Source organism: Bacillus sp. FSL W8-0223, from assembly GCF_038006805.1.
Classification (GTDB): domain Bacteria; phylum Bacillota; class Bacilli; order Bacillales; family DSM-4216; genus Bacillus_O; species Bacillus_O smithii.
In genome coordinates this window covers 128,245-146,340 of record NZ_JBBOVX010000001.1, presented here as the reverse complement: position 1 = coordinate 146,340, position 18,096 = coordinate 128,245, and the positions used below count along the sequence as shown (strand labels likewise).

The 18,096-nt window shown below is 41.8% G+C and carries 16 protein-coding genes; all 16 read right to left on the bottom strand.

Annotation, left to right across the window (positions count from 1 at the left end):
• Positions 1-2 precede the first annotated feature (2 nt).
• Positions 3-344, bottom strand: coding sequence for a 50S ribosomal protein L22 (gene rplV, locus NST81_RS00705; RefSeq protein ID WP_048622378.1), 342 nt, complete (start codon positions 342-344; stop codon positions 3-5).
• An 18-nt stretch (positions 345-362) separates the two neighbouring features.
• Entirely contained in the window at positions 363-641 is a 279-nt protein-coding gene (rpsS, locus tag NST81_RS00700; protein ID WP_048622377.1) for a 30S ribosomal protein S19, read from the bottom strand.
• 60 nt (positions 642-701) lie between these two features.
• On the bottom strand, positions 702-1,532 hold the full coding sequence (rplB, locus tag NST81_RS00695; RefSeq protein WP_328202345.1) for a 50S ribosomal protein L2: 831 nt from the start codon (positions 1,530-1,532) through the stop codon (positions 702-704).
• 26 nt (positions 1,533-1,558) lie between these two features.
• Positions 1,559-1,843, bottom strand: coding sequence for a 50S ribosomal protein L23 (gene rplW, locus NST81_RS00690; protein WP_341027688.1), 285 nt, complete (start codon positions 1,841-1,843; stop codon positions 1,559-1,561).
• Complete coding sequence (rplD, locus tag NST81_RS00685; protein WP_341027686.1) at positions 1,843-2,466, bottom strand: 50S ribosomal protein L4; 624 nt, start codon at positions 2,464-2,466, stop codon at positions 1,843-1,845. Before rplD ends, rplW begins: the two co-directional genes overlap by 1 nt.
• Before the next feature lie 29 nt (positions 2,467-2,495).
• Positions 2,496-3,128, bottom strand: a complete 633-nt coding sequence (gene rplC, locus NST81_RS00680; protein ID WP_341027684.1) for a 50S ribosomal protein L3 — start codon at positions 3,126-3,128, stop codon at positions 2,496-2,498.
• A gap of 34 nt (positions 3,129-3,162) precedes the next feature.
• Positions 3,163-3,471 (bottom strand): 30S ribosomal protein S10, encoded by a 309-nt coding sequence (gene rpsJ, locus NST81_RS00675; RefSeq protein WP_003354783.1) that lies wholly within the window; start codon positions 3,469-3,471, stop codon positions 3,163-3,165.
• Between the two features lie 1,005 nt (positions 3,472-4,476).
• Positions 4,477-5,664, bottom strand: coding sequence for an elongation factor Tu (gene tuf / locus NST81_RS00670; protein WP_341027682.1), 1,188 nt, complete (start codon positions 5,662-5,664; stop codon positions 4,477-4,479).
• Between the two features lie 130 nt (positions 5,665-5,794).
• Entirely contained in the window at positions 5,795-7,873 is a 2,079-nt protein-coding gene (gene fusA / locus NST81_RS00665; RefSeq protein WP_341027679.1) for an elongation factor G, read from the bottom strand.
• A 181-nt stretch (positions 7,874-8,054) separates the two neighbouring features.
• Positions 8,055-8,525: a 30S ribosomal protein S7 gene (gene rpsG / locus NST81_RS00660; protein WP_341027678.1), complete on the bottom strand. Its 471-nt coding sequence runs from the start codon at positions 8,523-8,525 to the stop codon at positions 8,055-8,057.
• 35 nt (positions 8,526-8,560) lie between these two features.
• Positions 8,561-8,980, bottom strand: coding sequence for a 30S ribosomal protein S12 (gene rpsL, locus NST81_RS00655; protein WP_003354791.1), 420 nt, complete (start codon positions 8,978-8,980; stop codon positions 8,561-8,563).
• 94 nt (positions 8,981-9,074) lie between these two features.
• Entirely contained in the window at positions 9,075-9,326 is a 252-nt protein-coding gene (locus tag NST81_RS00650; RefSeq protein WP_003354792.1) for a 50S ribosomal protein L7ae-like protein, read from the bottom strand.
• A gap of 133 nt (positions 9,327-9,459) precedes the next feature.
• Positions 9,460-13,068: a DNA-directed RNA polymerase subunit beta' gene (rpoC, locus tag NST81_RS00645; RefSeq protein WP_341027677.1), complete on the bottom strand. Its 3,609-nt coding sequence runs from the start codon at positions 13,066-13,068 to the stop codon at positions 9,460-9,462.
• A 123-nt stretch (positions 13,069-13,191) separates the two neighbouring features.
• Complete coding sequence (gene rpoB / locus NST81_RS00640) at positions 13,192-16,749, bottom strand: DNA-directed RNA polymerase subunit beta (protein ID WP_341027675.1); 3,558 nt, start codon at positions 16,747-16,749, stop codon at positions 13,192-13,194.
• A 239-nt stretch (positions 16,750-16,988) separates the two neighbouring features.
• Positions 16,989-17,591: a class I SAM-dependent methyltransferase gene (locus NST81_RS00635; protein WP_048622369.1), complete on the bottom strand. Its 603-nt coding sequence runs from the start codon at positions 17,589-17,591 to the stop codon at positions 16,989-16,991.
• A 99-nt stretch (positions 17,592-17,690) separates the two neighbouring features.
• Positions 17,691-18,056: a 50S ribosomal protein L7/L12 gene (gene rplL, locus NST81_RS00630; protein ID WP_048622368.1), complete on the bottom strand. Its 366-nt coding sequence runs from the start codon at positions 18,054-18,056 to the stop codon at positions 17,691-17,693.
• Between the last annotated feature and the right edge of the window lie 40 nt (positions 18,057-18,096).

The window sequence follows — 18,096 nt, the reverse complement described above, 5'->3', positions numbered from 1 at the left end:
AATTATCCCTCCTTTTTTTCTGATACCACGATCGTAATGTGGCTTGTGCGTTTATTAATTTGGCTAGCTCTTCCCATAGCGCGAGGACGAAATCTTTTTAAAGTCGGACCTTCATCCACATAGGCTTCAGAAACCACAAGATTGTTTACGTCCATGTCATAGTTATGTTCTGCATTCGCAACAGCAGATTTTAATACTTTTTCAACGATAGGAGATGCTGCTTTTGGAGTAAGACGTAAAATCGCAACAGCTTCACCTACTTGCTTTCCTCGGATCAAATCAACCACTAAGCGAGCTTTACGAGGAGCAATTCGAACTGTTTTTGCAACAGCTTTAGCTTGCATTAGGATAACCTCCCCTCATTAACGTCTTGTTTTCTTGTCGTCACCGGCATGGCCTCTGAAAGTACGAGTTGGTGCAAATTCTCCCAACTTATGGCCTACCATATCTTCAGTAATGTATACAGGCACATGTTTACGACCATCGTAAACAGCAATTGTATGTCCGATAAAAGATGGAAAAATCGTTGAACGACGAGACCAAGTTTTAATTACTTGCTTCTTATCACTTTCATTCAATTTTTCAATCTTTTTCATTAAATGGTCATCAACAAATGGTCCTTTTTTCAAGCTGCGACCCATATTGGTACCTCCCTTCTTGATTGTTCTACGGCTCTTAAATCGAACCGTAGTGCAATCTTATTATTTTTTGCGGCTGCGTACGATAAATTTATCGCCTTTATGGTTTTTCTTGCGAGTTTTATATCCAAGAGTCGGTTTACCCCATGGCGTAACAGGAGTTTTACGTCCAATTGGAGCACGTCCTTCCCCACCACCGTGTGGATGGTCGTTCGGGTTCATAACAGATCCGCGAACAGTTGGGCGTTTACCAAGCCAACGAGAACGTCCGGCTTTTCCGATATTAATTAATTCATGTTGTTCGTTACCAACTTGGCCGATTGTAGCACGGCAAGCAGCTAAAATCATTCTTACTTCACCGGAAGTCAAACGAACAAGTACATATTTTCCTTCTTTCCCAAGTACTTGTGCAGATGTTCCGGCAGAACGAACTAATTGTCCACCTTTTCCAGGTTTTAATTCGATGTTGTGAATAATTGTACCGACTGGAATGTTGGCAAGCGGCAGTGCATTTCCAACTTTAATGTCAGCATCAGGGCCAGACATAACTTCCATTCCGACTTTTAAATTCTTTGGAGCCAAAATATAGCGTTTTTCTCCATCCGCATAGTTAATCAAAGCAATATTGGCTGAACGGTTCGGATCGTATTCAATAGTAGCAACGCGTCCTGGTATACCATCTTTATCACGTTTAAAGTCGATGATCCGGTATTGGCGTTTATGACCGCCGCCTTGATGACGAACAGTGATTTTCCCTTGGTTGTTGCGGCCGCCTTTCTTATTTAAAGGCGCTAGCAACGATTTCTCTGGAGTATCCGTTGTGATTTCGGCAAAATCAGATACCGTCATGCCGCGACGACCGTTGCTAGTTGGTTTGTACTTTTTGATCGCCATTCTTTATTCCCTCCTCTTCTTTTGAATTAGGCTTCTAATAATTCAATTTCTTTGCTTTCAGGAGTTAACGTAACAATCGCTTTGCGACGTTTGTTCGTATATCCTGCATAACGTCCCATGCGTTTGAATTTTCCTTTATAGTTCATAATGTTGACTTTTGCTACCTTCACGTCGAAAATTTCTTCGACAGCTTGTTTCACTTGAGTTTTGTTCGCTTTTACATCAACTTCAAAAGTGTATTTTTTTTGAGATGTTTGATCCATTGAACGTTCAGTAATGACGGGGCGCTTAATAATATCGCGGGCATCCATTATGCAAGCACCTCCTCTACTTTTTCAACGGCAGATTTTGTCATGATTAATTTATCATGATCTAGTACGTTTATTACATTGATGCCGTTCGTATCAACAACTGTCACTCCAGGAATGTTGCGAGCTGAAAGCAAAACGTTTTCGTCGGAACCATCCGTTACAACAAGCGCTTTTGTATCTACTGAAAAGTTTTTAAGGACCTTTACAAATTCTTTTGTTTTTGGAGCATCAAATTTCAACGCATCCACTACTACAATGTTATTTTCATTCACTTTAGAAGAAAGCGCTGATTTGATGGCCAAACGGCGCATTTTCTTTGGAAGCTTATAGCTGTAGCTGCGTGGTGTCGGACCAAACACAGTACCGCCTCCGCGCCATTGAGGTGCACGAATGGATCCTTGGCGAGCACGGCCAGTTCCTTTTTGACGCCATGGTTTGCGTCCTCCGCCGCTTACTTCCGAGCGATTTTTCACTTTATGAGTACCTTGGCGCAATGAAGCTCTTTGCATTAAGACTGCTTCATGCAATACATGTTCATTTGGTGTAATACCAAAGATGGAATCATTTAATTCGATATCTCCTACTTGTGTTCCGCTTTGATTGTATAAAGCTACTTTTGGCATTCCTGTTTCCTCCTTTCTTTCATCAGATTTTATAATGATTTAACCGCAGTTTGGATTTTTACTAATGATTTTTTCGGTCCAGGAACATTGCCTTTAATAAGGATCACATTACGTTCAGGATCCACTTTTACGATTTCAAGATTTTGAATCGTTACTTGTTCTCCGCCCATGCGTCCAGGAAGTTCTTTTGATTTAAATACTCTGTTCGGAGCAATTGGACCCATCGAACCAGGGCGACGATGATAACGAGAACCGTGAGCCATTGGACCGCGAGATTGTCCGTGGCGTTTAATAGCCCCTTGGAATCCTTTTCCTTTAGTTACTCCTGTAACATCTACTACATCGCCTTCAGCGAAAATATCAACTTTGACTTCTTGACCAACTTCATATTGGCTGAGATCAACCCCGCGAATTTCGCGAATGAAGCGCTTAGGAGCAGTGTTTGCTTTTGCAGCATGGCCTTTTTGCGGTTTGTTAGCTAATTTTTCGCGTAGATCTTCAAATCCTAATTGAATAGCTTCGTAACCGTCCGTTTCAACTGTTTTCTTTTGCAACACAACATTCGGAGTTGCTTCGACAACAGTTACCGGAATTAAATCACCATTTTCTGCAAACACTTGCGTCATGCCAATTTTTCTTCCTAAGATTCCTTTTTTGGTCATCAGTCACACCTCCTAATAATGATCTGCTTTATCTTTACAATTTAATTTCAATGTCAACACCAGATGGAAGATCTAATCTCATAAGTGAATCAACAGTTTGTGGTGTTGGATTCACAATATCAATCAGACGCTTATGAGTACGCATTTCAAATTGTTCACGAGAATCTTTATATTTGTGCACCGCACGAAGAATTGTATAAACCGATTTTTCCGTTGGCAACGGAATCGGACCAGATACTGCAGCGCCAGAGCGTTTCGCAGTTTCCACAATCTTTTCAGCAGATTGATCTAAAATTCTGTGATCATAAGCTTTTAAACGAATGCGAATCTTTTGTTTTGCCATTATTTTCCCTCCTTCTCCGCCTATTTTCAAATAGACATTCTCCATGGAAATTTCCTCACACACTCGCCATGGCAAAGCGGCCGGGTGTGTCAGCAACCTTCCACTTCATCGCAGTCAAAAACCAACATTGTCTATTATACATAAAATACAGTACAATAGCAACACATTTTTGCACATACAAAGAGGCAAGCCGTAACCATTATACTTGGATAACATGATGAATTCAAGACGGCGGTAAAAAACGCCAATCCTTTGAGGATTCACGCTGGAAACCATTCAGCCCGCAAGATTCAAACTAATCGAGTAGGAGGGAGCGATTAACTCCCGTCCTCTCACACCACCGTACGTACGGTTCCGTATACGGCGGTTCAATTAAGATAATGGACGCAAGTCTTTATAACTTCCGTGAATAGCTGTTCTCTTTATGCCAGTGGTCACTCCACCCTCCAAGAGGTCTCCCACGGGATTCACCGCTTCCTCCCTCAAGTGAGGTACTACGTTTTCTGTGTTCATCATGACTCACTGAATACCAAGGGCTATTCTCTCTTAATTGTTCGGTCCTTCTTAGTTGTTCTAGACCAACTAATACTATGACCTCTGCTGACTTCTGACGGTTCAGCTACTTATCACTAAGTAGGTTATGAAGAGTACTTCACATATCCGCCAGACCTCCCCGGGTAAGTACATGCACTTTCACACCATCTATCCGCCTCATTTACTCGATATGACCTTCGACAGAAAGAGCTTTGTTTTGTTATGCAAACTCACTCCATCATACCTAGCCTTATATGAGGTTCGTGTTCCTCGGACCGGTGTTTTGCCTCCAGCTTCCTTCAGATTCCGCGTCACCACGGACACCCTTGCTCTTGGCTAACCTCTACTTCTGTCTTCGGGGTTCGGGACTTACACCCTATAGTTCATGTACATGCCGGGCGCACATAAAAAAGCAACAGGACGACTAATATCGCCTGTTGCTCTCATATTATAATAGTACCCGATGATTAATTATTCAATGACACTAGATACAGAACCAGCGCCTACTGTACGTCCGCCTTCACGGATAGAGAATTTTGTTCCTTCTTCAATAGCGATTGGCGCAATCAATTCTACTGTCATTTCAACGTTATCACCAGGCATAACCATTTCTACGCCTTCTGGAAGAGTGATAATTCCCGTTACGTCAGTAGTACGGAAATAGAATTGAGGGCGATAGTTTGAGAAGAATGGAGTATGACGTCCACCTTCTTCTTTAGACAAAACATATACTTGCGCTTTAAATTTTGTATGAGGAGTAATGGTTCCTGGTTTTGCTAATACTTGACCGCGTTGAACTTCTTCACGGGAAATACCACGAAGAAGGGCACCGATGTTGTCACCAGCTTCTGCATAGTCAAGAATTTTACGGAACATTTCAACCCCAGTAACAGTCGTTTTCTTAAGTTCATCAGATAAACCGATAATTTCTACTTCGTCTCCGATTTTCAATTGACCGCGTTCTACACGACCAGTTGCAACAGTACCGCGTCCAGTGATAGAGAACACGTCTTCTACTGGCATCATGAACGGTTTGTCAACTTCACGTTCTGGAGTTGGGATGTATTCGTCTACTGCATCCATTAATTCAATAATTTTGCTTTCCCATTCAGGATCTCCTTCTAAAGCTTTAAGAGCAGATCCTTTGATGACAGGAATGTCGTCACCAGGGAATTCATATTCAGAAAGAAGATCGCGAACTTCCATTTCAACTAATTCAAGTAATTCTTCGTCGTCAACCATGTCGCATTTATTTAAGAATACAACGATGTAAGGAACACCTACTTGACGAGAAAGAAGAATGTGTTCGCGAGTTTGAGGCATAGGACCATCAGCTGCAGATACAACAAGGATAGCCCCGTCCATTTGAGCAGCACCAGTGATCATGTTTTTAACGTAGTCAGCATGTCCTGGACAGTCAACGTGTGCATAGTGACGGTTGTCTGTTTCATATTCAACGTGTGCAGTAGAAATAGTAATACCGCGTTCACGTTCTTCAGGAGCACCGTCGATTTGATCATATGCGCGAGCTTCTGCTTTACCTTGTTTAGCAAGAACAGTGGTAATAGCAGCAGTCAAAGTTGTTTTACCATGGTCAACGTGACCGATTGTACCAATATTAACGTGTGGTTTTGAGCGATCGTATTTTGCTTTACCCATTAGGGAATCCTCCTTTTACAAAATAAGGTTAAGTATATATATATGGGGCTTTGAAGATAGAAGTGTCCCTATCTTCAAAGATACCATAACTTACAATGTTATTTATACTTTATTGCTCACTATAAATCAATTATTCGCCTTTATTTTTTTTAATAATTTCTTCAGCGATGCTCTTCGGAACTTCTTCGTAATGATCGAAGTGCATAGTGTATGTTCCGCGACCTTGAGTGTTGGAACGCAAGGATGTTGCGTAACCAAACATTTCAGCAAGCGGTACAAACGCTTTTACAACTTGAGCATTTCCGCGAGCTTCCATGCCTTCCACTCTTCCGCGTCTGGAAGTGACATCGCCCATGATATCTCCTAAATATTCTTCAGGAATAATAATTTCTACTTTCATGATTGGTTCAAGAAGAACCGGATCACATTTTGAAGCAGCGTTCTTCAACGCCATAGACGCCGCAATTTTGAACGCCATTTCACTGGAGTCGACATCATGGTAAGAACCATCAAAGAGTTTTGCTTTGATGTCAATTAAAGGATAACCAGCTAAAACACCGTTTTGCATAGCGTCTTCCAAACCGGCTTGTACAGCTGGGATATATTCACGAGGAACAACTCCTCCGACAATCGCATTTTCGAACTCGAAACCTTTTCCTTCTTCATTTGGCGAAAATTCGATCCAAACATGTCCGTATTGACCACGACCACCGGATTGACGAACGAATTTTCCTTCCACTTGAGCAGATTTACGGAACGTTTCGCGATAAGCAACTTGAGGAGCGCCTACATTCGCTTCTACTTTGAATTCCCGTTTCATACGGTCGACGATAATATCAAGATGAAGTTCTCCCATACCTGCGATAATGGTTTGACCTGTTTCCGTATCAGTATGGGCATGGAATGTTGGGTCCTCTTCTTGCAGCTTGCTTAATGCGATGGACATTTTATCTTGGTCGGCTTTTGATTTCGGCTCAATGGCAACCTTAATAACCGGATCCGGGAATTCCATGGATTCCAAAATAATTGGGTTCTTTTCATCACATAGAGTATCTCCAGTTCCAGTATCTTTTAAACCAACAGCCGCTGCAATATCTCCCGCATAAACGGTTGAGATTTCTTGGCGGTGGTTAGCGTGCATTTGAAGAACACGTCCAACGCGTTCACGTTTATTTTTCGTCGAGTTCAATACATAAGAACCAGAGTTCAACGTTCCAGAATAAACACGGAAGAACGTTAATTTACCAACATAAGGGTCAGTCATTACTTTAAACGCCAAAGCAGAGAATGGTTCGTCATCGCTTGCATGGCGTTCTTCTTCTTCGTCTGTATTCGGGATCGTTCCTTTAATAGATGGAATATCCACTGGAGACGGAAGATAATCGATCACACCGTCCAGCATTAGCTGAACACCTTTGTTTTTAAAAGCAGAACCACAGAACACAGGGAAGAATTCAACATTGACTGTTGCTTTTCGAATAGCTGCTTTTAATTCTTCGTTTGTAATTTCTTCACCTTCAAGGTATTTCATCATTAAGTCTTCATCCAGTTCCGCAACAGCTTCGATTAGTTTGTTACGATATTCTTCTGCTTGTTCTTTGTAGTCATCTGGAATTTCACGTTCTTCGATACTAGAACCTAAATCGTCAGCATAATAGTATGCTTTCATTTCAATCAGGTCAATAATCGCTTCAAATTGATCTTCCGCACCAATTGGAAGTTGGACAGGATGCGCATTTGCTTGAAGACGCTCATGAAGCGTTTTAACAGAATATAAAAAGTCTGCTCCGATTTTGTCCATTTTATTGACAAACACAATACGGGGAACTCCGTATGTAGTAGCTTGGCGCCAAACAGTCTCTGTTTGCGGTTCAACCCCGGATTGGGCATCAAGAACAGCTACGGCACCGTCAAGTACGCGCAAGGAACGTTCAACTTCTACAGTAAAATCCACGTGCCCAGGAGTATCGATGATATTAATACGATGACCTTTCCATTGAGCAGTCGTAGCGGCAGAAGTGATCGTAATACCGCGTTCTTGTTCTTGCTCCATCCAGTCCATTTGGGATGCACCTTCATGGGTTTCCCCAATTTTATGAATGCGTCCCGTATAGAAAAGAATACGCTCAGTTGTTGTTGTTTTACCGGCGTCAATGTGAGCCATGATACCGATATTGCGAGTCTTTTCTAAGGAGAACTCTCTTGGCATGTTGTCTTTCTCCTTCCTTCACAAAATAATAAAATAAATCCCGCTAGCAATCTCCCGATCATCTCGTAAGTTTCAAGGAGATTCAGAACAAAAATTCAGGTCCAACACCCTTATCCATCATAAGGGGATAAATAAATCCCCTCTGACGAAATTTCAAGAAACAGCAAGTGTCGGTCCATTCTTACCAACGATAATGTGCAAAAGCTTTGTTAGCTTCAGCCATTTTGTGAGTATCCTCACGTTTTTTCACAGCTGCGCCTGTATTGTTGGCAGCATCTATAATTTCATTTGCTAAACGTTCTTCCATGGTTTTTTCACCACGGAGGCGAGCATAGTTCACTAACCAACGAAGTCCTAAAGTGGTGCGACGTTCTGGACGAACTTCAACCGGAACTTGATAGTTGGCTCCACCAACACGACGTGCTCTTACTTCTAATACAGGCATGATATTTTTAAGTGCTTGATCAAACACTTCCATAGGATCTTTGCCTGTACGTTCACGAATGATATCAAATGCAGAGTAAAGAATTTTTTGCGCTTTTCCTCTTTTTCCGTCGATCATAATTTTATTGATCAAACGAGTGACTAGCTTTGAATTGTAAATGGGATCTGGCAAAACGTCTCTTTTTGCCACTGGTCCTTTACGAGGCATATGATTTCCTCCTTTCGATACTGATTATTTGTGCATTATTTTTTCTCTTTTGGTTTTTTCGTACCGTATTTTGAGCGGCCTTGTTTGCGGTTTTCAACACCCGCAGTATCTAATGCTCCACGAATAATATGATAACGAACCCCTGGTAAGTCTTTTACACGTCCTCCACGAATGAGCACAACGCTGTGTTCTTGGAGGTTATGTCCGATACCAGGAATATAAGCAGTAACCTCAATACCGTTTGACAGACGAACACGAGCGTATTTACGCAATGCAGAGTTCGGTTTTTTCGGAGTCATTGTACCAACACGTGTACATACTCCGCGCTTTTGAGGCGAAAATACATCTGTTTGTACTTTCTTAAAGCTGTTTAATCCTTTATTAAGCGCCGGAGATTTAGATTTAGTTATTTTAGATTTACGAGGTTTGCGTACTAATTGGTTAATTGTAGGCATGAAATTTTCCTCCCTTCGTTTTTGTTTAAGCCCACACATCCAGGTGGTTCATTTTTTGGCAAAAACAAAGTTTTTGTAGTCATCTACAAAAACGCTATTCATTGACAATAGCAACAGCCGCTGCACCAACATCGATCCCACAAGCTTTTCCGAGCTTTTTCATCGAACTGACATAAGTAATAGGTACATTCGATTGTTTCGCTTCTTGAATCACTGCTTCAACGACTCTGCTATCAGCGTCGGAAGCAACGACTACTTCTAGGGCACGATTATTCTTGATGGCTTTTGCTGTTTGTTTTGTTCCTATAATCACTTTTTTTGCCTGTGCTACTTTTTCATAAGACATATTGAAACATCCTCCAAAGTAACAAGGTATAGATAGGAGCACCTTGAATATAGTAACACTTTCAATTTTTAATGTCAACGTCAGAATGAAAATTTTCATCCGGCACCGGTGAAGACCGGCGCCGGATAGGTGATTAATTTTGTGCTACAGGCTGTTCCTCTTTTTCTTTAGCTTTTTTTGTAACAACCGGTTCTGATTTGCGATAACGCTGCATTCCCGTACCTGCTGGAACAAGCTTACCAATGATGACATTTTCTTTCAATCCAAGCAATTCGTCCCGTTTGCCCTTGATGGCAGCATCTGTCAACACGCGAGTTGTTTCTTGGAACGAAGCTGCGGATAAGAAAGATTCTGTTTCCAAAGATGCTTTTGTGATTCCTAACAGCACCGGACGACCGGTTGCAGGGGTCTTACCTTCCAATAATACTTTTCGGTTTGCTTCTTTAAATTGATGTATATCCAGTAATGAACCTGGAAGTACATCGGTATCACCGGCATCAATGACACGTACTTTCCGAAGCATTTGTCTTACCATAACTTCAATGTGTTTATCGCCGATTTCAACCCCTTGCATACGATAAACTTTTTGAACTTCTTTCAACAGATATTCTTGAACCGCGGACACATCGCGAACTTTGAGCAATTCTTTCGGATCGATGGATCCTTCCGTGATTTCCTGTCCACGTTCTACTTTATCATTCACACTTACTTTTAATCTTGCGGTGTAAGGAGCTGTATAAGTTCGAGTTTCAACTTCGCCTTGAACCACTATTTCGTATTGACGATCTCGACCTTCGTTAATCGCTGTAACGACACCGTCAATTTCAGAAATAACCGCTTGCCCTTTCGGATTACGGGCTTCAAACAACTCTTGGACACGTGGCAAACCTTGCGTGATGTCGTCTCCTGCTACACCACCTGTATGGAATGTACGCATTGTTAATTGCGTACCAGGTTCCCCGATGGATTGAGCAGCGATAATACCGACAGCTTCGCCGACTTCCACTTCCTGTCCAGTCGCCAAGTTGCTTCCGTAACATTTTTTACATACGCCATGGCGTGTGTTGCAAGTGAAGGCAGAACGGATCCAAACTTGTTCAATTCCAGCATCCACAATCGCTTTTGCTGTATCTTCTGTAATCAATTCGTTTTCGCGAACAAGAATTTCTCCTGTTTCCGGATGTTTCACCGTTTTTCTGGAGTAGCGGCCAACAAGACGTTCTTCTAAAGGTTCGATTACTTCTGTACCATCTTTGATCGAAGAAATTAACAAACCGCGATCCGTTCCGCAATCTTCTTCCCGGACAATGACATCTTGCGCAACGTCGACCAAACGTCGTGTTAAATAACCAGAGTCGGCAGTTTTCAACGCCGTATCAGCAAGACCTTTACGAGCACCGTGAGTGGAAATGAAGTATTCGAGTACGGTTAAACCTTCACGGAAGCTGGATTTAATCGGCAATTCAATAATCCGGCCAGCCGGGTTTGCCATTAAACCGCGCATACCAGCTAACTGCGTAAAGTTCGAAGCATTACCACGGGCACCGGAATCACTCATCATGAAGATTGGGTTTGTTCTATCTAAGTGTTCCATCAATCTGCCTTGGATTTGATCTTTGGCAGCACTCCATATGGAAATAACCCGATCATATCGTTCATCTTCTGTAATAAGACCTCGTTTGAATTGTTTCATGACCGTATCGACCTTAGCTTGAGCTTCTTGCAAAATTTGCGGTTTTTCAGCCAATACGACGATGTCGGCAATACCGATCGTAATTCCTGCTTTTGTAGAATATTTGAAACCGAGGTCTTTCATCCGGTCAAGCATCTTCGAAGTTTCCGTGATTTTGAAACGTTTAAACACTTCCGCAATGATGCTTCCCAAGATTTTTTTCTTAAACGGTTGGATAAGCGGTTGTTTTTTAATATGTTCTTTCACATCCACCGTTGGATCCACAAAATATTTTTCCGGCGTTTTACCTTCCAAATTTTCTTTTGTTGGCTCATTAATGTATGGGAATGTGTTTGGCAAAATTTCGTTGAAAATAAGTTTTCCTACAGTCGTAATCAATAATTGTTTATTTTGTTTTTCTGTAAAGGTTTGGTTATGAAGCGAACCGGCATGAACCGCAATACGAGAGTGCAAATGAACATAGCCATTTTGATAAGCGATCAAAGCTTCGTTCGCATCTTTGAAGACCATTCCTTCTCCGACTGCATTTTCTCGTTCAAGCGTTAAATAATAGTTACCAAGCACCATATCTTGAGATGGCGTTACGACTGGTTTACCATCTTTAGGGTTCAAGATGTTTTGAGCAGCCAACATCAACATCCGGGCTTCTGCTTGTGCTTCTGCAGACAAAGGAACGTGAACAGCCATTTGGTCTCCATCGAAGTCCGCATTATAAGCTGTACAAACAAGCGGATGAAGACGAATGGCGCGACCTTCTACCAATGTTGGTTCAAACGCTTGAATTCCTAAACGGTGAAGCGTTGGGGCACGGTTCAGTAATACAGGATGTTCTTTAATGACTTCTTCTAGTACATCCCATACTTCTGGTTGAACTCGTTCAATTTTTCTTTTAGCGCTTTTAATGTTGTGCGCTAATCCTTTTTCAACAAGCTCTTTCATTACAAAAGGCTTAAAGAGTTCAAGCGCCATTTCTTTCGGCAGTCCGCATTGATACATTTTTAAGTTCGGACCTACAACAATAACAGAACGACCAGAATAGTCAACACGTTTTCCTAGCAAGTTTTGACGGAAACGACCTTGTTTCCCTTTCAGCATATGAGAAAGAGATTTGAGCGGGCGATTTCCAGGTCCAGTTACAGGTCGACCGCGACGTCCGTTATCGATAAGAGCATCGACTGCTTCTTGCAGCATTCTTTTTTCATTTTGAACAATAATATTAGGAGCACCTAAATCTAAAAGACGTTTTAACCGATTGTTTCTGTTGATAACCCGCCGGTACAGATCATTTAAGTCGGAAGTAGCAAAACGTCCTCCGTCAAGTTGAACCATTGGGCGCAGTTCAGGAGGAATAACCGGAAGAACATCTAAAACCATCCATTCCGGTTTATTGCCGGAATTACGGAAAGCTTCCAATACTTCCAATCGTTTAATAGCACGTGTTCTTCTTTGCCCTTGAGCTGTTTTTAATTCTTCTTTTAATGTTTCTACTTCTTTATCCAAGTCGATGTCTTGTAAAAGCTTTTTAATAGCTTCTGCACCCATTGATGCTTGGAATTTATTTCCGTATTTTTCTCTATACGTACGGTATTCTTTTTCAGAGAGGAGTTGTTTTTTCTCTAATGTTGTTTCCCCAGGATCCGTCACAACGTAAGAAGCAAAATAAATAACTTCTTCTAGGGCTCTAGGCGACATGTCCAAGACAAGTCCCATGCGGCTTGGAATTCCTTTGAAATACCAAATGTGGGACACTGGCGCAGCCAATTCAATATGGCCCATTCTTTCCCGACGAACTTTCGATTTGGTGACTTCCACACCGCAACGATCACATACAACACCTTTATATCTCACTCTTTTATATTTTCCGCAATGGCATTCCCAGTCTTTTGTTGGACCGAAAATACGTTCACAGAATAAGCCGTCTTTTTCTGGTTTGAGAGTTCGATAGTTAATCGTTTCGGGTTTTTTTACTTCACCGTAAGACCAAGACCGGATTTTATCCGGAGACGCTAGACCGATTTTCATATACTCGAAATTATTTACATCTAGCAAGGGGCCTACCTCCCTTTTTATATAGAGCTTTGCAAGTTTTAAATCGTTCCTCCCTATTTTGTCATCCGGGAGGAACGACCTATCTGCCAAAAATCTTTTCTGAGTCTATAGAACGACCGAGCATCATTCTTTAGTGCCGACTTTTTCCGATTCTTCATTGCCTTCCGTCACAATGTTTAAAGAGTCAACTTGCTGAATATCGTCTTCATCTTCCAGCTCTTTCATTTCAATTTCTTTTTCATCACCTGAAAGAATTTTGACATCTAAACCTAAACTTTGAAGTTCTTTGATCAATACTTTGAAAGATTCAGGAACTCCCGGTTCAGGAACATTTTCTCCTTTAACAATAGCTTCGTATGTTTTTACACGGCCGACTACATCGTCGGATTTCACCGTGAGGATTTCTTGTAGCGTATAAGCTGCACCATATGCTTCCAGCGCCCACACTTCCATTTCTCCAAAGCGTTGCCCACCAAACTGTGCTTTCCCACCAAGTGGTTGTTGGGTGACGAGTGAGTATGGTCCTGTTGAACGAGCGTGCAGTTTATCATCGACCATGTGAGCCAGTTTGATCATATACATGATACCAACTGATACACGGTTATCGAACGGTTCCCCAGTCCGTCCATCGTAAAGAATGGTTTTGCCATCTCTAGGCATTCCTGCTTCTTCGATCGTTTCCCATACGTCATCTTCACGGGCACCATCAAAAACAGGAGTTGCAACATAAATTCCCAATTTTTTGGCAGCCATTCCAAGATGAAGTTCTAACACTTGCCCGATGTTCATCCGTGATGGCACCCCTAATGGGTTAAGCATGATATCGAGAGGGGTTCCGTCCGGTAAAAACGGCATATCTTCCTCAGGCAAAATGCGTGAGATAACCCCTTTGTTACCATGGCGTCCAGCCATTTTGTCTCCTTCATGGATTTTCCGTTTTTGAACGATATAAACACGAACCAACTGATTGACGCCAGGTGGTAGTTCGTCTCCATCTTCACGGTTAAAGACTTTTACATCCAAGACAATTCCGCCGCCGCCATGAGGCACTCTTAAAGAAGTATCTCGGACTTCGCGGGCTTTTTCACCAAAAATGGCGTGCAGCAAACGTTCTTCAGCCGTTAATTCTGTAACGCCTTTAGGAGTTACTTTTCCTACTAGAAGGTCACCGTCTTTTACTTCAGCGCCAATGCGGATAATTCCACGTTCATCTAGATTTTTCAGCGCATCTTCCCCAACGTTCGGAATATCGCGGGTGATTTCTTCCGGTCCAAGTTTTGTATCGCGTGACTCGGATTCATATTCCTCGATGTGGATCGATGTATAAACATCATCTTTTACGAGGCGTTCACTCATGATAATAGCGTCTTCATAGTTATAACCTTCCCAAGTCATAAATCCGACCAAAACATTACGACCTAACGCTAATTCACCTTTATCCATGGACGGACCGTCAGCTAAAATTTCACCTTTTTTTACTCGATCTCCGACTTGGACAATAGGACGTTGGTTGTAGCACATACCTTGGTTAGAACGAACAAATTTCAGAAGACGGTATTTATCCAAGTCGCCTTTTACTTCTTGGCCATCCACTTCTGATACACGCCGAACCCAAATTTCTCTTGCCTCTACGTGTTCAACAATACCGTCATGCTTACAGATAACAGCAGCCCCTGAGTCTCTTGCTGAAACATGTTCCATTCCTGTTCCAACAATTGGTGCTTCAGGCTGAATGAGCGGTACTGCTTGACGCTGCATGTTGGCTCCCATTAAAGCACGGTTGGAGTCGTCGTTTTCAAGGAACGGGATACATGCCGTTGCCGCAGACACAACTTGTTTTGGCGAAACATCCATGTAATCAACACGTTCTTTCTTGACTACCGTGTTTTCGCCTCTGATACGCGCAACGACTTCATCATCAACAAACGCTCCATTTTCATCTAAACGGGCATTTGCCTGTGCAACGACATAATTATCTTCTTCATCAGCCGTTAAATAATCAATTTGGTCAGTCACTCTTCCGGTTTCCGGATCTACGCGGCGATACGGAGTTTCAATAAAACCGAAACGATTGACTTTTGCGTAAGTAGAAAGAGAGTTAATCAACCCGATATTCGGACCTTCAGGGGTTTCAATTGGACACATACGACCATAGTGGGAATAGTGAACATCCCGTACTTCAAAGCCCGCACGTTCCCTCGTCAATCCACCTGGTCCCAATGCTGATAAACGACGTTTATGTGTTAATTCTGCAAGAGGGTTGGTTTGATCCATAAATTGAGACAGCTGAGAACTTCCGAAAAATTCTTTGATCGACGCGATGACTGGTCGAATGTTAATTAATTGCTGAGGCGTAATCGTATTGGTATCTTGAATGGACATTCTTTCACGAACAACACGTTCCATTCTCGATAAACCAATGCGGAATTGATTTTGCAGCAATTCACCTACCGAACGCAAGCGACGGTTTCCTAAATGGTCAATATCATCAGTATGTCCCACACCATACAGCAAATTAAAGAAATAACTAATAGATGCAATGATATCAGCTGGAGTGATGTGTTTTACATTCTCATCCGGCACCGCATTGCTGATAATGTTGATTACTTTGGCTTCATCACTGTTGGGGGCATAAACTTTTATGGATTGGACCACGATATCGTCTTCTAAGACACCGCCCGTTTGGCGATAGGTTTTAAAACCAATACCATTTTCGATGTTAGGCAAAATTTTGTCTAAAGTCCGGCGATCTAAAACGGTTCCTTCTTCGGCAATAATTTCTCCCGTCTCAGGATCAACAAGTGTTTCTGCCAGACGTTGACCGAAAATGCGGTTTTTAATATGAAGTTTTTTGTTAATTTTATAGCGTCCTACATTGGCCAAATCATACCGTTTCGGATCGAAAAAGCGGGAAATTAATAAGTTTCTAGCGTTTTCAACCGTCGGCGGTTCGCCCGGACGCAGGCGTTCATATATTTCAATAAGAGCTTTTTCCGTATTGTCTGTATTATCTTTTTCTAATGTATTTCGAAGATATTCGTTGTCACCAAGCAACTCGATGATTTCTTGATCAGAGCCAAAACCAAGAGCCCGTAGAAGAACCGTAACAGGCAGTTTTCTTGTCCGATCAATACGTACATATACGATATCTTTGGCATCTGTTTCGTATTCAAGCCAAGCTCCGCGGTTCGGTATAACAGTTGCTGTAAATCCCTGTTTTCCGTTTTTGTCCATTTTACCGTTGAAGTAAACGCTTGGCGAGCGGACCAATTGGGAAACAATGACCCGTTCAGCACCGTTAATGATAAACGTTCCCGTTTCCGTCATAAGCGGGAAGTCACCCATGAATACTTCTTGATCTTTCACTTCGCCTGTTTCTTTATTGACTAAACGCACCTTTACTCGAAGAGGAGCAGAGTAAGTTGCATCTCGCTGTTTCGCTTCTTCCACCGAATACTTTGGTTCACCGAGACTATAGTCGATAAATTCCAAAGATAAGTTTCCAGTGAAATCCTCGATCGGCGAAATATCCCGGAACATTTCTCTTAGTCCCTCATCAAGAAACCATTGATAAGAGGATGTTTGAATTTCAATAAGATTCGGCAATTCCAAAATTTCTCTAATACGCGCGTAACTTCTACGTTGGCGGTGTCGTCCGTATTGAACTAGTTGACCTGTCAACTGATTCACCCCTCAAATCAAGCGTTTTAGTTGCATCTATCCTTTTATGTCGGGGATAGCCCCTAACAACTAAGGCAAAAAGAAAAAGGTTTTTTCTTAGAAAACCTCAAATTCACAAGAACTAGTTATTATATTATCTTTTCCATAATACCCAAAATTTAACCATCAGCTTATTTTTTCAATTAAGACTTGGATAATATATTGGCATTTTATAATATTAACACAACCATTATTTGTCGTCAATGTTTTTCTGCTTTTAAAACGTAGTAACCTTTCTTTTTCTCTTCAACGGAAACGGATTGAAACAGTTCCTCCAGTTTTCTCATTGCTGATGGGGCGCCCTGTTTTTTTTGGATCACCGCCCAAAACTCTCCTCCGGGTTGAAGTTTATCATAGCTTTGCGAAAAAATTCTATGGACAATCGCCTTGCCCGCTCTTATCGGGGGATTGGTCAGTATAGCAGCAAAGCCATACTCTTTTACGTTATCCAAACCATCGCTTTCATAAATCTGTACATTTTCAATGCCATTCATATCTGCGTTTTCCTTTGCAAGCGACAAAGCGCGCAAATTGATATCGACCATATGCACCGTTCTTTCGGGACAATAAGCAGCAACCGCCAACCCAATAGGACCGTAGCCGCATCCGACGTCGAGTACCGGACCTTCTAAACGAGGCGCTCGAAAACTTTCAATCAGTAAACGCGAGCCAAAATCGACTTCCTTTTTAGAAAAAACTCCGGCATCGCTTTTAAAATGAAAGGAATGATTTTTTAATTGATAATCCCAGTAAATCGGGTTGCTTTTGATTTCGGGGGAACGCGAAAAATAATGATCTGCCAAATTGTATCCCCTCCAAAGGAGTGATTGCGAAGAATTGGTTTAAGAAGAAAAAGTGCAAAAAAGCCCGCTGATTCAGCGAGCTTTTTCATAAAATTGTAATTACTTAACTTCAACGCCAGCTCCAACTTCTTCAAGTTTCGCTTTGATTTCTTCAGCTTCTTCTTTAGAAGCGCCTTCTTTAATTGGTTTTGGAGTATTGTCAACAAGTTCTTTTGCTTCTTTAAGTCCAAGACCTGTGATTTCACGAACCACTTTAATAACTTTGATTTTTTGTGAACCTGCATCAGTCAGAATTACATCGAATTCTGTTTTTTCAGCAGCGTCAGCGCCACCAGCAGCAGCACCAGCGATAGCCACAGGAGCAGCAGCCGTTACGCCAAATTCTTCTTCAATAGCTTTTACTAAGTCGTTTAATTCAAGAACGCTCATTTCTTTGATAGCGTCGATGATTTGTTCTTTCGTCATCTTTATTTTCCTCCTTAAATTATTTTATCACAATGCAGTC

Excerpts from the sequence above, each read along its gene's own strand:
- rpsG (WP_341027678.1), bottom strand. The coding sequence starts at position 8,525 with ATGCCTCGTAAAGGACCAGTGGCAAAAAGAGACGTTTTGCCAGATCCC.
- rplW (WP_341027688.1), bottom strand. The coding sequence starts at position 1,843 with ATGGATGCCCGCGATATTATTAAGCGCCCCGTCATTACTGAACGTTCA.
- rpsJ (WP_003354783.1), bottom strand. The coding sequence starts at position 3,471 with ATGGCAAAACAAAAGATTCGCATTCGTTTAAAAGCTTATGATCACAGA.
- fusA (WP_341027679.1), bottom strand. The coding sequence starts at position 7,873 with ATGCCAAGAGAGTTCTCCTTAGAAAAGACTCGCAATATCGGTATCATG.
- rplD (WP_341027686.1), bottom strand. The coding sequence starts at position 2,466 with ATGCCAAAAGTAGCTTTATACAATCAAAGCGGAACACAAGTAGGAGAT.
- rpsS (WP_048622377.1), bottom strand. The coding sequence starts at position 641 with ATGGGTCGCAGCTTGAAAAAAGGACCATTTGTTGATGACCATTTAATG.
- rplL (WP_048622368.1), bottom strand. The coding sequence starts at position 18,056 with ATGACGAAAGAACAAATCATCGACGCTATCAAAGAAATGAGCGTTCTT.
- tuf (WP_341027682.1), bottom strand. The coding sequence starts at position 5,664 with ATGGGTAAAGCAAAATACGATCGCTCAAAACCACACGTTAATATTGGT.
- rplC (WP_341027684.1), bottom strand. The coding sequence starts at position 3,128 with ATGACCAAAAAAGGAATCTTAGGAAGAAAAATTGGCATGACGCAAGTG.
- NST81_RS00650 (WP_003354792.1), bottom strand. The coding sequence starts at position 9,326 with ATGTCTTATGAAAAAGTAGCACAGGCAAAAAAAGTGATTATAGGAACA.
- rplV (WP_048622378.1), bottom strand. The coding sequence starts at position 344 with ATGCAAGCTAAAGCTGTTGCAAAAACAGTTCGAATTGCTCCTCGTAAA.
- rplB (WP_328202345.1), bottom strand. The coding sequence starts at position 1,532 with ATGGCGATCAAAAAGTACAAACCAACTAGCAACGGTCGTCGCGGCATG.
- rpsL (WP_003354791.1), bottom strand. The coding sequence starts at position 8,980 with ATGCCTACAATTAACCAATTAGTACGCAAACCTCGTAAATCTAAAATA.